The organism is Chitinophaga caseinilytica, assembly GCF_038396765.1.
GTDB classification, from domain to species: domain Bacteria; phylum Bacteroidota; class Bacteroidia; order Chitinophagales; family Chitinophagaceae; genus Chitinophaga; species Chitinophaga caseinilytica.
Genome location: NZ_CP150096.1, coordinates 5,555,350 through 5,570,482 on the forward strand (window position 1 = coordinate 5,555,350; position 15,133 = coordinate 5,570,482).

Sequence of the window (15,133 nt, forward strand, 5' to 3'; positions counted from 1 at the left end):
ATTCTGTTACCTACGACTGACGCACCATTGTTTTAACTATTTTTGCAAACGAACTAATTCTACCCGATGCTGAAAGTTAATAATGAAACGAAAGTAGGTATTCTGACCGTGATCGCCATCGTGCTGCTAGTGCTGGGGTTCAACATCCTGAAAGGCAGAAGCCTCTTCTCCACTAAAAAAACCATCTACGCCGTATATACGCAGGTGAATGGCCTGCAACCCTCCAATGCCGTTATGGTCAACGGCCTGGGGATCGGCACCGTCCAAAGCCTCGAAGTGATGGACAAACGCGCCGGCCGTATCCTGGTTACCCTGCAGATCAGTAAAAACATCGAAATCCCCAGGAATTCCGTGGCCCGCATCAGCGCAGACCTGCTCGGCACCCGGAAAGTAGAGATCGATTTCGGGAACACCGACGAATTCCTCAAAAACAAAGACACCATTTACGCAGCTGTAGACGGCTCCATCACCGATGCCCTCAAGGAACAGCTCAGCCCCCTCGTCAAGAAACTGGAAAGCACCCTCGGCGCCGTAGACACCCTGCTGCTCACCGTCAACTCCGTGTTCGACACCGCCACCAAACAAAACATCCGCCAGGCCGTAGCCGGCCTCAACGGCACCCTCGCCAACCTCAACAACGCTACCCGTAACATCAACGGCATGCTGGCAGACGGTGGCAAAATCGCCGGCACGTTCGATAACTTCAACGCCGTGTCCGCCAACCTGAAAAACAATAACGACAAGATATCCAACATACTCACCAACTTCGATAAAGCCTCCGGCGCCTTCGCCAACGGCCAGATCGATTCCACCCTCCACAACCTCCAGAGCACCATCGGCAGGCTGAACGAAGTGGCAGGCAAAATCAGCAGCACCGATGGTTCGCTGGGGCTGCTCATGAACGACCGGAAAGTCTATAACAACCTGCAGCATTCCCTCGGCAGCCTCAACAAACTGCTGGAAGACCTGCGGTACAACCCCTGGAGATACGTGCACCTGAGCGTTTTCGGAAGAAAGAACAAGGTAGTGACCATCCCCTCCGACACCGCAACCGTACAATGATTACCGCAACAATGTTCAAATATTCCATATACGGCCTCGTTCTGATCGGCGGAATAGGCGCTGCCGGCGCCTTGTCTGCCGGAAGCAACGCAATGCCCGCCCGGTCCCGCAACCCTTTCCAGGAAGATACCACCAAGGTCATCCGCCTCCATAACGCGGAACGGATGATCATCATCCAGACAGATTCCGCCGCCGAACAACGATTCGTAGGGAAAGTGGAGTTCCAACAGGGCACCAGCCGGCTGTATTGCGACAGCGCCATGCTCGATAAGAACAAGAACATCGTTTTCGCCTGGGGAAATGTACACATCAACCAGGCAGACAGCGTCCACACCTATTCCGACGCGCTCACCTATTTCGGGAACGACCGCAAAGCCATCCTCACCGGCAACGCGAAACTGACCGACAACAAGATCGTGCTCACTTCCCCCACCCTTCATTACGACCTCGCCACCAAAATCGGGACGTACGACAAGGGCGGCAAACTCGTGAACGAAACCACCGAGCTCACCAGCCGCGAGGGTATCTATTACGGTAGCACGAAAGACGTGTATTTCAAGAAGGAAGTAGTGGTGATCGACCCGGAATTCACGCTGGGAACGGATACCCTCATGTATAATACCGAAACGAAGATCGCGACGATCATGGCGCCGACCACCATCAACGACGGCAAAATGACCATGTACGTGACCGACGGATATTATAATACCGACCGCGGGTACGGCCAGTTCGGCCAGCGCCCCGTGATCGAAGACAGCACCAACACCTTCACCGCCAACGAGATACAGACCGACAAACAAACCGGTATCTCCATCGCCACGGGCAACATGATCTGGCGCGACACCGCCCAGAAAATCGCCGTGCTGGCCAATTACGGCATCATCAACCAGCAACAGAAATCGGTACTGGCCACGCAAAAGCCCGTTACCCTCATCGAAGGCAAAACGGACACCCTGTTCGTAGCAGGCGATACCCTGTTTTCCGGCGTACTGCCGCGGTTGGTAGACAGCAGCATCGTATTGCAGGATAAAAAAGCGAATGGGAATGACAGCCTCGCGGCGAAGCAGGACACCACGGAAAAGCGATTCATCATCGCCTACCATCACGTCCGCATCTTCTCCGATTCGCTGCAAGGCGTGGCCGACAGCCTGTATTATTCCGGCGCGGACTCCATTTTCCGCCTCTACCGCGACCCCGTGTTGTGGGCCAACAGCAACCAGCTCATCGGCGATACCATCTTCCTGTTCACTAAAAACCGGAAGGCAGACCGCCTCCTGCTCGATCAGAACGCCATGATCATCAACGAAGTGGGGCCCGATATGTTCAACCAGATCAAAGGGAATACCATCCTGGGGTATTTCGGGGAAGAGAAACTGGATTCCATGTACGTGAACGGCAACTCGGAAAATGTATATTACGTGCAGGACGACGACAGCGCATTCATATCCGTGAATAAACTCCAGACCGCCAACACCCGCGTGTATTTCGAGAAAGGCGAACTGGAAAGGATCGTGTTCGTGAAACAACCGGAAGGGACGATGTACCCCCTTTCCAAAATCCCCGCGGAAGAGAAAAAACTCAAAGGATTCCGCTGGGAGATCGGCCGCAGGCCGAAAACCAAGTACGAACTGCTCGGGCAGTAATTCCTCACCTAAAAAATTATCATGCAGCTTTTCTCCATCAAAGAACGCTTACTATCTCCTATCTGGCAATTTCTGCACGACAGTCGCGCCGTCGGCATCGTGCTCATTATCTGCACAGTATTGTCCATGATCGTAGCGAACTCCGGATGGGGCCCTGCATACATCGATTTCTTCACCCACCTGTTCCAGCCGCAGGGCGGGCATCATATGGAATGGAACGGGCTGCACCTCCCCAATTCCTGGCTGCTCTGGATCAACGACGGGTTCATGGTGCTGTTCTTCTTCCTGGTGGGGATGGAAATCAAAAGGGAACTGACGACGGGCGAGCTGGCTTCCATCCGCAAATCGATGCTGCCGGTACTGGCCGCCGTTGGCGGGATGGTGGTGCCCGCGCTCATTTATGTCCTCTTCAACGCCAACACCGATTATCATCAAGGATGGGGCATCCCCATGGCTACGGACATCGCGTTTTCGCTCGGGGTGCTTTCCCTGCTGGGGAGCCGCGTACCGCTGCCGCTGAAGATCTTCCTCACCGCCCTCGCCATCATCGACGACCTCGGCGCCATCCTGACCATCGCTATTTTTTATACGGCGGAACTGCAAACAAATTATTTGCTCGGCGGCGCCGGTATCATCGTATTACTGGTGATTTTCAACCTGCTGAAAGTGAAGCCAACGATCTTTTACTTCATTCCCGGCATCGTGCTGTGGTATTGCATCTTCAACTCCGGCATCCATGCTACCATTGCCGGCGTGCTGCTGGCCTTCTGCATCCCGTTAAGCAAAATCCCGAAGCTGGAACACGCGCTCCACGACCCGGTGAATTTCCTCATCATGCCGCTGTTTGCGCTGGCCAATACCGCGATCGTTTTCCCGGCCGATCTGCTGGGCGCTTTTTCGCATCCGGTGAGTTACGGCATCATGGCGGGGCTGGTACTGGGCAAGCCGCTCGGCATTTTCGGGATGAGCTTCCTGGCCGTGAAGCTCCGCATCGCCAGCCTGCCCGACCAAACCAACTGGAAGCAGCTCTGGGGCGTGGGCATGATCGCCGGGATCGGTTTCACGATGAGTATTTTCATCGCTTCGCTGGCGTTCAAGGAAATCGACATCCAGGTAGTGTCTATCATGTCAGTGATCTTCGCATCGCTGCTCGCATCCATCGCCGGTTTCATTTTTTTACGCGCTTTGAGCAACACACAAAATAAATAGCGACGGCAGCCGTTTATTGGCTACCTGTGTCACCTGTTTCCCGCATCTGTCCCCCTTTGGCATTGTTATTGCAAATGATTCATCGCATGAACAAACGATTCATCTATGCCATTATGTTGCTATGCCTGGCCGGCAGCGCCAGCGCACAGCAGTCGTTGAAAGGTCAAAAGGAAGCCGGCGTACGGCTGGGGCTTCCGCTGGGCGTTACCGGGCGGTATTTCTTCACAGACCGGTCGGCCGCGGAAGGGATCGTAGGATTGTATAACCGCACTTTCACCGTAACGGCATTATGTCAGTATCATTTCGACCTGTCTGCCCTCACCATTCCCGGATTCGGATGGTATGCGGGCGGCGGCGCGCATCTCGGCACCAGAGATATAGACGGCTCCTACCGCTTCCTGGGCGGCGTAGATGGTGTAGCGGGGCTGAATTACAATTTCAGCAATATTCCCCTCAACCTCAGCCTCGACTGGAAGCCTGCCGTTCATTTCGGCAATTCGTCTGACCTGGCGGATTTCGGCGTGTCGGCCCGGTACATATTCGGCAGCAAAAAGTAAATCATCCAAAAACCACCGTTTAATCTAAAATGCACATATGAAAAGGATTCTGTTGCTCTTCGGAGTACTTTCACTGATGATGACCACTTTCGAGGCTAATGCACAACGCAGAAGCGGCGGAGGCGGCAATCCGGCCGATTACAACACCGCGCTGGGCGTGCGTCTCAACCCCTGGCTCGTAGGCTTCACCGTGAAACACTTCATTCAAGGGCCGCATGCCATCGAAGGCCTCGTTACCCACTATTTCAACGGCAACGACGAGCCCACCAACGTTACCTTCACCGGTCTCTACGAGTACCACTGGAGCGTGTTCGGTAAATCCGAATGGAACATGTACGCGGGCGGCGGCGCCCACCTCGGCCTCTGGCGCGACTGGGATTGGGACAACGGCCGCAGGTACGACAAGAAAACCAAAGCCGTGGCTGGTCTCGACGGTATCATCGGTGTGGAGTACACGTTCAAAAAGATCCCGCTGAACCTCAGTGCCGACCTGAAACCGTATTTCAACTTTAACGGTTACAACGACTTCATCGGCGAGCAAATCGGCGGCGTGTCTGCCCGTTACGCTTTCTAAAGCGCATATTCTCAAATCTGTTTGCGGCTGTTCCCGGCAAGGGAGCAGCCGCTTTTTTTGTTATATTGGGGGATATGAAAATCTTGTCCGCCCGGCAAATCCGTGAAGCAGACGCTTATACGATCGCGCATGAGCCTGTAGACAGCCTCCGGCTCATGGAGCGCGCGGCAGCCGCATGCGCGCAATGGCTGATGGATACGTATCGCGGAACCGCCCGCCCCTTCTACATTTTCTGCGGACCGGGGAACAACGGCGGAGATGGTTTGGTCATTGCACGGTTACTGGCAGACAAGGGCTTCAACGTGCAGGCGTGGCTCGTGGCGAAGGGCACCCCTTCGCCCGACAATCTCGCCAACCAGGCACGCGTCCCTTTCCTGCAAACGATTCATGAGCCCGGGGAATTCCCGCCGATGGAAACGCCCGGCGTGATCGTTGACGCGCTTTTCGGGACAGGGCTGAACCGCCCCCTGGAAGGATGGACCGCTGCGATCATCCACCAGATCAACGGCCAGCGCGGGCGGCACGATATTGTTTCCATAGACATGCCTTCCGGGCTGATGGCAGACAAAAGCACGAAAGGGAATCCGTGTATACATGCACGTTATACGCTCACATTCGAATACTGGAAACTGGCGTTGCTGCTGCCGGAGAACGGTGAGTTCGCGGGAGAAACGGTGTTGGTCCCCATTGGCCTGCATCCCGCGTATACGGCGGCGGTGCAGACGGAATACCATCTTACGGATATGGAGATGATCCGGACGATCTACCGGCCCCGCGATCCCTTCGCGCACAAAGGCACTTACGGGCATGCGCTGCTGGTGGCGGGAAGTTACGGGAAGATGGGCGCGGCGGTGCTTTCGGCGAAAGCCGTGATGCGCGCCGGCGCGGGCTTGCTGACGGTGCATGTACCGGGGTGCGGGTACGAAATCATGCAGACCGCTTTCCCCGAAGCGATGTGCGAAACCGAAGAACAGGCCACGTTTTCCGCGCATTTCGACGAGCCCTTCCGCCTGCGGCGCGCCCCGGAATACGATGTGATCGGGATCGGGCCGGGCACCGGCACGGAACCCGCTACCGCCAAAGCCCTGGAACGCTTGCTGGGCCTCTGGCAGGGGCCGATGGTGCTGGACGCCGACGCGCTCAACATCTTGTCGAAATGGCCGTCGCTCCTGCAACTGTTGCCCAAACACTGCATCCTGACGCCCCACCCTAAAGAGTTCGAGCGGCTTTTCGGGGCCACGGGCAATCATTTCGAGCGGCTGGAATTGCTAAGGTCAAAGGCTGCGGAGCTGGAACAATACATCCTGCTGAAGGGGCGGTTCACGGCCATGGCGTGCCCGGACGGGTCGGTGTTCTTCAATCCCACCGGCAACCCCGGCATGGCAACGGCCGGCAGCGGCGATGTGCTCACCGGGATATTAACGGGGCTCCTGGCGCAGGGGTACGCCCCCAAAGCGGCGCTCATCCTCGGCACGTGGCTCCATGGCAAGGCCGGCGATCTGGCCGCCGCCGTGTCCCCCGAAGCCATGATCGCTTCCGACATCATCGGCCACCTCGCCAACGCATATGCCGAAATACAGCAGTAGCGTCCATATTACACTTAAACTAAATATAAGAGACTACTAGTAAAATAAATTCTAATACTTTATCTTCGTCAACCTTGAAAATCATAATCTAAAGCCTTGAAATTTTAAACGGATTAAAAGAGTATGAGTATAGCTTACATTATTCCACTGTTCGGACTGATTGCACTATTATTTACCGCGGTACAGAGCGCCTGGGTTTCCAAACAGGATGCAGGGAACGAGCGGATGCAGGAAATTGCCAGGCATATTGCTGAAGGCGCTATGGCCTTTCTCAAGGCAGAGTACAAGATCCTCACCTATTTTGTGATCATCGCAGCCCTCTTGCTGGGCTACATGGGGTTCTCCCACGAGAATTCCGACTGGACCATCGCGCTGGCCTTTGTTATCGGCGCGGTATTCTCCGCCACGGCGGGTTTCATCGGCATGCGCATTGCCACTAAAGCCAACGTTCGCACCGCACAGGCGGCGCGTACTTCGCTCTCCAAAGCCCTGAAGGTTTCCTTCACCGGCGGCTCTGTAATGGGCATGGGCGTAGCGGGGCTGGCCGTGCTCGGGCTTGGTGGCCTGTTCATCCTCCTCAAAGCCTATTTCGGAGCGGCTCCCAACACCGCCGAAATGGTTAAAACCATTGAAGTGCTCACCGGCTTCTCGCTCGGTGCGGAAAGCATCGCACTGTTCGCACGCGTGGGAGGCGGTATTTATACCAAAGCGGCCGACGTAGGGGCCGACCTCGTAGGTAAAGTGGAACAGGGGATTCCTGAAGACGATCCCCGCAACCCCGCTACCATCGCCGATAACGTGGGCGATAACGTGGGAGACGTGGCAGGTATGGGCGCCGACCTCTTCGGTTCTTACGTAGCCACCGTGCTCGCCACCATGGTACTGGGCAGTGAAGCCCGCGCCATAGACAATTTCGGCGGCCTCTCCCCGATCCTGCTGCCCATGGTGATCGCCGCCAGCGGCATCATCTTCAGCATTCTCGCTACCTTCTTCGTGCGTATCAGCGACAGCGCCGGTCTCAGCACCGGTCCTGTTCAGAAAGCACTGAACATGGGCAACTGGGGCTCCATCGTGCTCACGGCGATCGCCTGCGTAGGCCTCGTGTACTGGATCCTCCCCGCTGAGGCCTTCTACCTGCAGCGCGACTTCATCGGCGGCGACGCACTCCGCGAAGGCGCTAAAGCCATTACGCAAAATGGTGTCATCGGCGCCATCTTCGTTGGGCTCGCCGTAGGTACCCTCATGAGCATTATCACGGAATATTATACCGCTATGGGCAAACGCCCGGTGATGTCCATCATCCGCCAGTCTTCCACCGGCCACGCAACGAACGTAATCGGCGGTCTGGCCGTAGGGATGGAATCCACGCTGTTCCCGACCATCGTACTGGCAGCCGGCATCTACGGCTCTTACGCCTGCGCAGGCCTTTATGGCGTAGCCATCGCGGCAGCGGGCATGATGGCCACTACGGCCATGCAGCTGGCGATCGACGCATTCGGCCCCATCGCCGACAACGCCGGCGGTATCGCTGAAATGAGCGAACTGCCCAAAGACGTGCGCGAAAAAACCGATATCCTCGACGCGGTAGGCAACACCACCGCTGCAACCGGTAAAGGTTTCGCGATCGCTTCCGCAGCCTTGACCGCCCTGGCGCTCTTTGCCGCATTCGTAGGCGTGGCGGGCATTTCCGGGATCGATATTTATAAAGCCGACGTGCTGGCCGGCCTGTTCATCGGCGCCATGATCCCCTTCATCTTCTCCTCCCTCGCCATCCGCGCGGTGGGCGAAGCTGCCATGTCGATGGTGGAAGAAGTGCGCCGCCAGTTCCGCACCATTCCCGGTATCATGGAAGGCACCGGCAAACCGGAATACGACAAATGCGTGGCCATTTCCACCGAAGCATCTATCCGTAAAATGATGCTGCCCGGCGCCATCGCACTGGTTTCGCCCCTGCTGATCGGCTTTATCTTCGGCCCCGAAGTGCTCGGCGGCTTCCTCGCAGGCGCTACCGTGAGCGGTGTGCTCATGGGCATGTTCCAGAACAATGCCGGCGGTGCGTGGGACAATGCCAAGAAATCTTTCGAGAAAGGTGTTGAGATCAACGGCGAAACCTATTATAAGAAATCAGAGCCCCACAAGGCTTCCGTTACCGGCGACACCGTTGGCGATCCTTTCAAAGACACCTCCGGCCCGTCTATGAACATCCTCATCAAACTGATGTCCATCGTATCGCTGGTAATTGCGCCCACCCTCGCTGAAATCCACATCCACAAACAGGAGCCGCCGGTTGCCAAACAGCAGCCCGCACCCGAAGCTCCCGCTAAAGAAGTGGCAGCCGTGAAGTTGTAAAATCACATCATTGCATATCGAAAGCCGGTCTCTTCCAGGGACCGGCTTTTTTTATTCCCGCAAACGGTATTGTTGTTCCCACCCGAAAAACCACCTTTCGAAAAGCCGATTACAGCCTCACCTAAAATATTGAAAGGCAGGAACTTTGAGCCTCGATCAGCCAGAACCGTCATCCTTTTGTTAAACCTAAACTCCTCTCTCATGCAAACCACAAAACAAATCCAGTTGACAGACATAGAACCACATATGGCTGTCCTCCAGGGCTGGCTCCGCGGTAACATCGTGGGCATGTACGCAGGCCTCAAAATGAAAAACGGCAAAGAAACCGATCAGTGTGCCGTTGTGCTGCACGTGGAATACAAAAAATCACCCGACAGGCTGGCGATGGACGGAGATACGCCCATTCCCCCGTTTTTCGAACTGCCTTTTCCGCAATCCGGCGGCGGGCATGTGATGGTGAATGTTCCGACAGACGTGCAGGAGATCGGCCCCATCGAAGTCAAATATCCTGTTCTGGAACGGAAGGTCGGCGACTCCAGTGATTTTGAGCGCCCCTGTCCCGGCGGCTACCAGATCCAGGCCGGCGGGCTTCCGTCGTACGGCACGCTCGGCGCCAACATCAAATACAACAACAAGTACCGGATGATTTCCTGCAACCACGTCATTTCCTGTAACGGGATGTATGAAGATGTGTACCAGCCGGATATGACTGAACAATACTATTACCTGACCAAGGTCACAGATTACATCAAACTCACGACATACCCTACCAAAGACCAGGAGGACCCCTATTACAACACGGTAGACTTTGCCTGGTGCAACATCGCTGCCACGAATGGCTCCCCTGAGATCCAGGACATAGGCGTACCCACGGGTTTCGCCGCTCCGGCCGTGGGTATGGAAGTGAGCTACTTCGGCGCCAGCACGAACGAGGTAACCAAAACATCCATCAAATCAACTACCTACCAGGGTATCATCAATGTGTTCGGCGACCGGTACGCCTGGTTCAAAAACATGATCAACTTAACGGATAGCTACGCCGTTCCCGGAGATTCCGGCGCGGTGCTCGTCAACAACAATATGGAAATCGTGGGCATGCTCCAGTCTATCACGCTTTTGCGCACATTGGCATGCACCATTCCCGATAGTAATGAAGTTTTCGCAGAACGGGAAAATCAAACAGTTTAGAAACTCAGACAGCATACAGATGAATGCGGCGGCGGGGTTCTCCCTGCCGCCAGATTTTACCCCACAGCACACCGTATGAAACTCTTATTGATAGGACAATTCGCTCAACAGACCGGCATGGCGCGCATCACGCAACTGCTCGCGGCCGGCCTCGCCGCCCGGCACGAAATTCATGTGTTCGGGACGGATATATTCCAGAAAGAACCCTTCAAAGGCACATTCCATTTACACTACAATCCGCACCCGGCCGATGTTTTCGGGGAAGGAACGCTCCCCGGGCTCATCGATTCCCTGCAGCCGGATGTGATACTCCTGTATTGCGATATCTGGTTCGCAGAAAGGCATATGTCCGCCATCAGGAAGGCGGCGCACCATTGTCCGGTAACAGGGTACATCCCGGTGGACGGACAGCTCAATCACCCGGAGTTCGCTAAGGGACTGGCGCAGCTCAGTTCTGTGGTGGCTTTCACGGCTTTCGGGAAACGGGTGTTGAAAGATTGCGCCACGCAATTGGGGATAGCGCGCCAGCCGCCGTTCCGCCGCATGGCTGTGATCCCTCATCCGCTGGATGGCGGCCGGTTCCACCCTTTAAGCGGCAGCACGGCCGGCCGGCGCATCGCTGCGCGGGAAGCCTTGTTTCCGGGGAAAGACGAACTGCGCCGGGGCTTTTGGGTGCTCAACGCCAACAAAAACCAGCACCGCAAACGAATCGATCTCACATTGCGCGGATTCGCGGAATTTGCCCGCAACAAGCCGGATAACGTGCGGCTATGCCTGCACATGGCCACCAAAGGCCAGCAAACCGATGTGGAGCAGGAAGCGCGGATACTGGGGATTTTTGACCGGCTCGTGCTAACAGACCCCGGCAGCAAGCATCCCCATTGGCCCGCAGAAAAGCTCAATCTCCTCTACAACGCCTGCGATGTCGGGCTCAATACCGCCATGGGCGAAGGTTGGGGCCTGGTGAGCATGGAGCACGCCGCCACCGGGGCACCGCAGGTATTGCCCGACCATACGGCCTGTACGGAAATCTGGAAAGGCGCCGCCGCCTTCCTGCCCGCCAAACCCCAGGTGTACGGGAATGGCTGGCTCACCGGTGGACTGGTGGAGCCCGCCGCCATCGCGGAGCAACTGGAACGGTTGTACGAAGACAACGGGCATTATCATTCCCTCCTGCAGGCGGGCTTGCGCAATGCTACGCAGGTGGCCTGGTCGCAGGGGGGCGTGGTACGGATGTGGGAACAACATTTCGAACAAATCCTTCTCAGCGATCATGCTAAAATCCAATAATCCATCTGGCGACCCAACCCATTCCACCGCAGGCAGCAACTTCTACCGTTCCGGCCCGTTGATAATGGTCAGCGAAGTGCTGCTGCCCGATGCGGCTAACGGACACAACACCGAAACACCTTACGCATTATGATCGTACAGCTTTGCGGCATGTCTGGCGCCGGAAAATCAGCCCTGGCAAAGTTCGCGGAACACAAACTCCTCGAAAACGGGTATCCCGTGGAAGTGCTCGACGAAAACGACCACCGGCATCATCTTTTTAAAGAATTGGGCATGAGCCTGGAAGACCAGGCGAAAAACATCCGGCGGATGGCATGGCTGGCGAACCGCTTCTCCAGGCACGGCATTTTTACCATCCTTTGTGCCATCAACCCGCTCGATCGCGTCCGGCTCGAAATCCAGTACCAGTACCGTATTGCTGCCACCATCGAGATCGATTGCGCGCTGGAGGAACTGATCCGGCGAGACACGAAAGGGCTGTACAAACGCGCTTACCTCCCCGAGGGGCATCCAGACAAGATTTCCGGTCTTTCCGGCGTAAACGGCGTTTTCGAACATCCCCTCAAGCCAGACCTGATCATCCGCACCCACCAGGAAACAGAATCCGAGTCTGGCCAGCGGCTCTATGAATTTCTCCTGCCCCTGGCGCTGGGAGCGGCGATCAGGTGACAGTTCGCAACGTTCCGACCCAGCCTCCCATCCACCTATTCCCTCCCTTCGAAAATATTTTTGGAGGAAATAAAAATTGCGCTACATTTGTACTGTAATTATAAATATTACAGAATTGATCCGCAGTAAATTCGCCATACACGTTCACATCCTTTCGCTCATGGGCAAATTCCAGGGCGAATGGCTCACCTCCGATTTCATCGCGGGGTCGCTGAACAGTAATGCCGCGCTCGTCCGCAAGGAACTGAGCGAGCTGCGCAACGCCGGGCTCATCGAAAGCAAGGAAGGGAAAAAAGGCGGCTGCCGGCTCGCCAGACCCATGAAAGACATCCTGCTTTCAGATGTTTTCGCCGTCGTGAAGGATGACCATATTTTCGGATATGCTCCCAACCATCCCAACCCCCTCTGCCCTGTGGGCCGCAATATCAATAACGCGCTCGACACGATGTTTACCGGTCTCGATCAAACGATCACCCGCGAGCTATCGAAAATCAGCCTGGCCGATTTCATTTCAAAACTTCTTTAATTTTTTTGATTATAACTGTAACTATTTTACTTACAATTTAAACCACAAATCATATGACACACACTATTCTCGTACTCGGCGCAACAGGATTCGCAGGCAGGCAAGTCGTAAAAGCAGTTGCCGGAAAACCAGGCGTACAGGTGAAAGCCGCTACCCGCTTCCCCGAAAAATATACTGCCCCCTCAGCCAACGTAACCCCGGTACATCTCGTCCAGGAAAACGCCGAAACCTTCGCCCCCGCCCTTTCCGGCGTCGATCTCGTGTTTCTTTCCGCCGTTCCGCTGGACCTGGAAGCCCCCTCCAAACTGCGCCCGTTCATCGACGAAGCGAAAAAGGCCGGCGTGAAGAAAATCGTGTTCCTTTCCGCCATGGGCGTGGAACATGCGCCCGAATCGCCCCTGGGCCAGATCGAGCAGCACCTCATCGCTTCCGGCATTGCCTACAACATCGTGCGGCCCAACTTCTTCATGGAAGTATTTACCGAAAGCCATTTCAGCCCCACCATCCGCGAGCTGGGAAAAATCCTCATCCCCGCGGCCGACGGGAAATGGTCGCTCATCGCCGCTTCAGACATCGCCGCCGTGGCTGCCGAGCTCCTGCTCAACGAAGCACACAACGGCAAAGCGCTGACGCTCACCGGCCCCAAAGCCATCGACAACCACGAAGTGGCCGCCATCATTGCAAAAGCGAGCGGGAAGGACGTTACTTACGAAAACATCCCCGAATCGGCCATGGTAGCGGGAATAATCGCCTCCGGAGCACCGGAAAGCGCCGCCGGGTTTATGTCTTTCCTCATGTCTGGAGTAAGGGACGGGCATTTCGCCCCGGTATCCACCGCCGTGAAAGACATCACGGGCAGTGAGGCCCTGTCGTTCGAATCCTTCGCGGAAGCCAACAAAACCTTCTTCTCCTGAATGGGTCAATAAACCGGAAAGGCCGCACTGCATTGCAGTACGGCCTTTTTTAATGTCTTGTTCGTTAGGTTATCTGGCTTGAAAATCCCTCGGGCTGCAACCGTACTTTTTCCGGAATGCATGACTGAAATGCTGCAGCGACGAATACCCCAGATCGTCGGCGATCTCCGTAAAACTCCGGTTCCCGGAACGGATGAGGCGCTGCGCCTCTTCTAACCGGTGCTCGCTGAGGTAACCGAACACGGTATTGTTGAAAACCTTGCGGAACCCGCTTTTCAGCTTGAACTCGTTCAGCCCTGCCTGCCGGGAAAGGTCGGCCAGCGACAACGGTTCCTGTGCATTGGCCAGGAGCAGATCGCGCGCGTAGCGGATCTTTTCCTCGTCAGACCGGCCGAAAACCGGCTTCTGCTGAAGGCTGCCGTCGTACAATTCGATCTGCTCGCACTGGAGCGCCAGCAGCTCGATAGCTTTGGACTGGAGGAAGAGCTTTTTGAGCCCGCCGGTGAAATGGCAGTTCTTCACTTCATCGATTACCTGCAGCATCCGGTGGGTCATCTGGTAAGCGTGATCGGGGAAAACCGGCCGGTCGAGCTCCACGCTTTCTCCGTACCGCTCCAGCACCGGGCCGTTGTGATAGGCGAGCTCGATGAATCGTTCTTTGAGGAAAGTGAGCGCGAATACATTGATTTCCGGTTGTTTTTCGACGCTCACCTGCTCTTCGGGCTCGGGGCTGTAGACGAGATTATGTTCGTGCTGGCGGGTATGGAAGGTTTTCCGCACGCTTCTGATCTTCGCCGTTACTTCGCCCTTGAGCATGAAATGCATGCCTACGCGCTTGAGGGTGTCGTGGCTTTCCACTTCCAGCTTTTCGCGGATAGACGCCCTTCCGAAACCCATCAGCACCCCGTCGAAACATATCTCGCTGAATTCGGCGTTGCCGGCCTTGAGGTCGAGCTTGTGATGGCGCTCCGTGAGATCACGGCCCTGGTAATATTCGGGGCACATCACGGTTTCATCGTGAAACAAGACTTCTTTGCGTTCGTTTTTGACGGTAAATGGCATAGAAAATCCGTTTTATATAAATTTTAATCCGTTTAATGCAAGCCTGCCAACTTACGAGGTGCGAATTTTGAGGCAAATTAATTCAAAATCGGACCATGATCGGCATCTTCAAAACAAATATCAATACCCAAAAGGAAAAAAACCGGGTGATCCGCGCCTTATCCGGCGAGTTTTCCGCCACCATGTGCACCCTCGACCTCGAGGACTGCGACAAGGTGTTACGGGTGGATTGCCCGCAAATGCAGGAGCACCAGGTGATCTCCTTCGTGCGCGACCTGGGGTACCAGTGCGCCGTTTTGGAATAATGAATCGTACGCGATGATGAAATTCCGCCCTTTCGGCCGGAAAAAACATGATTTCCATCAGATTCCGCCTTCCATAAACGACCATCCCGCCCGTTTCATTTCTTTCCCCCGGGGAAATTTTCACATACACTACTTATTTCCGCCGCCGGCTACTGGAACCAGTAAGGCCTGCGGCGGTTTTCTTTTGTTATGCAGAATT

15 protein-coding genes are annotated in these 15,133 nt (G+C 55.6%); 14 read left to right on the forward strand and 1 reads right to left on the reverse strand.

Features of this window, described 5'->3' with window-relative positions:
- Window positions 1-66 precede the first annotated feature (66 nt).
- The 13 genes from WJU22_RS22940 to WJU22_RS23000 all read left to right on the forward strand — a co-directional run bounded on the left by WJU22_RS22940 (window position 67) and on the right by WJU22_RS23000 (window position 13,567).
- Window positions 67-1,062, forward strand: coding sequence for an MlaD family protein (locus WJU22_RS22940; RefSeq protein WP_341840508.1), 996 nt, complete (start codon window positions 67-69; stop codon window positions 1,060-1,062).
- Complete coding sequence (locus WJU22_RS22945; RefSeq protein ID WP_341840509.1) at window positions 1,059-2,705, forward strand: OstA-like protein; 1,647 nt, start codon at window positions 1,059-1,061, stop codon at window positions 2,703-2,705. The genes WJU22_RS22940 and WJU22_RS22945 overlap by 4 nt, the downstream gene beginning before the upstream one ends.
- Window positions 2,706-2,726: 21 nt before the next feature.
- Window positions 2,727-3,914, forward strand: a complete 1,188-nt coding sequence (gene nhaA, locus WJU22_RS22950; protein WP_341840510.1) for a Na+/H+ antiporter NhaA — start codon at window positions 2,727-2,729, stop codon at window positions 3,912-3,914.
- A gap of 86 nt (window positions 3,915-4,000) precedes the next feature.
- On the forward strand, window positions 4,001-4,471 hold the full coding sequence (locus WJU22_RS22955; protein ID WP_341840511.1) for a hypothetical protein: 471 nt from the start codon (window positions 4,001-4,003) through the stop codon (window positions 4,469-4,471).
- A gap of 37 nt (window positions 4,472-4,508) precedes the next feature.
- Complete coding sequence (locus tag WJU22_RS22960; protein WP_341840512.1) at window positions 4,509-5,045, forward strand: hypothetical protein; 537 nt, start codon at window positions 4,509-4,511, stop codon at window positions 5,043-5,045.
- Between the two features lie 74 nt (window positions 5,046-5,119).
- Complete coding sequence (locus WJU22_RS22965) at window positions 5,120-6,631, forward strand: NAD(P)H-hydrate dehydratase (protein WP_341840513.1); 1,512 nt, start codon at window positions 5,120-5,122, stop codon at window positions 6,629-6,631.
- A 123-nt stretch (window positions 6,632-6,754) separates the two neighbouring features.
- Window positions 6,755-8,980: a sodium-translocating pyrophosphatase gene (locus tag WJU22_RS22970; RefSeq protein WP_341840514.1), complete on the forward strand. Its 2,226-nt coding sequence runs from the start codon at window positions 6,755-6,757 to the stop codon at window positions 8,978-8,980.
- A gap of 201 nt (window positions 8,981-9,181) precedes the next feature.
- A complete protein-coding gene (locus tag WJU22_RS22975) occupies window positions 9,182-10,168 on the forward strand; it encodes a hypothetical protein (RefSeq protein ID WP_341840515.1) in 987 nt (328 codons plus the stop codon).
- 75 nt (window positions 10,169-10,243) lie between these two features.
- Complete coding sequence (locus WJU22_RS22980) at window positions 10,244-11,458, forward strand: glycosyltransferase family 4 protein (RefSeq protein ID WP_341840516.1); 1,215 nt, start codon at window positions 10,244-10,246, stop codon at window positions 11,456-11,458.
- Complete coding sequence (locus WJU22_RS22985; protein ID WP_341840517.1) at window positions 11,442-11,591, forward strand: hypothetical protein; 150 nt, start codon at window positions 11,442-11,444, stop codon at window positions 11,589-11,591. The genes WJU22_RS22980 and WJU22_RS22985 overlap by 17 nt, the downstream gene beginning before the upstream one ends.
- Window positions 11,588-12,127: an adenylyl-sulfate kinase gene (locus WJU22_RS22990; protein WP_341840518.1), complete on the forward strand. Its 540-nt coding sequence runs from the start codon at window positions 11,588-11,590 to the stop codon at window positions 12,125-12,127. The genes WJU22_RS22985 and WJU22_RS22990 overlap by 4 nt, the downstream gene beginning before the upstream one ends.
- A gap of 115 nt (window positions 12,128-12,242) precedes the next feature.
- Window positions 12,243-12,653, forward strand: coding sequence for an Rrf2 family transcriptional regulator (locus WJU22_RS22995; protein ID WP_341840519.1), 411 nt, complete (start codon window positions 12,243-12,245; stop codon window positions 12,651-12,653).
- Between the two features lie 53 nt (window positions 12,654-12,706).
- On the forward strand, window positions 12,707-13,567 hold the full coding sequence (locus WJU22_RS23000; protein WP_341840520.1) for an NmrA family NAD(P)-binding protein: 861 nt from the start codon (window positions 12,707-12,709) through the stop codon (window positions 13,565-13,567).
- A 69-nt stretch (window positions 13,568-13,636) separates the two neighbouring features.
- On the opposite strand, the gene WJU22_RS23005 is transcribed toward WJU22_RS23000, so the two are convergent.
- On the reverse strand, window positions 13,637-14,629 hold the full coding sequence (locus tag WJU22_RS23005; protein ID WP_341840521.1) for an AraC family transcriptional regulator: 993 nt from the start codon (window positions 14,627-14,629) through the stop codon (window positions 13,637-13,639).
- A 95-nt stretch (window positions 14,630-14,724) separates the two neighbouring features.
- On the opposite strand from WJU22_RS23005, the gene WJU22_RS23010 reads away from it, so the two are divergent.
- Window positions 14,725-14,934, forward strand: coding sequence for a hypothetical protein (locus WJU22_RS23010; protein WP_341840522.1), 210 nt, complete (start codon window positions 14,725-14,727; stop codon window positions 14,932-14,934).
- Window positions 14,935-15,133: the final 199 nt, after the last annotated feature.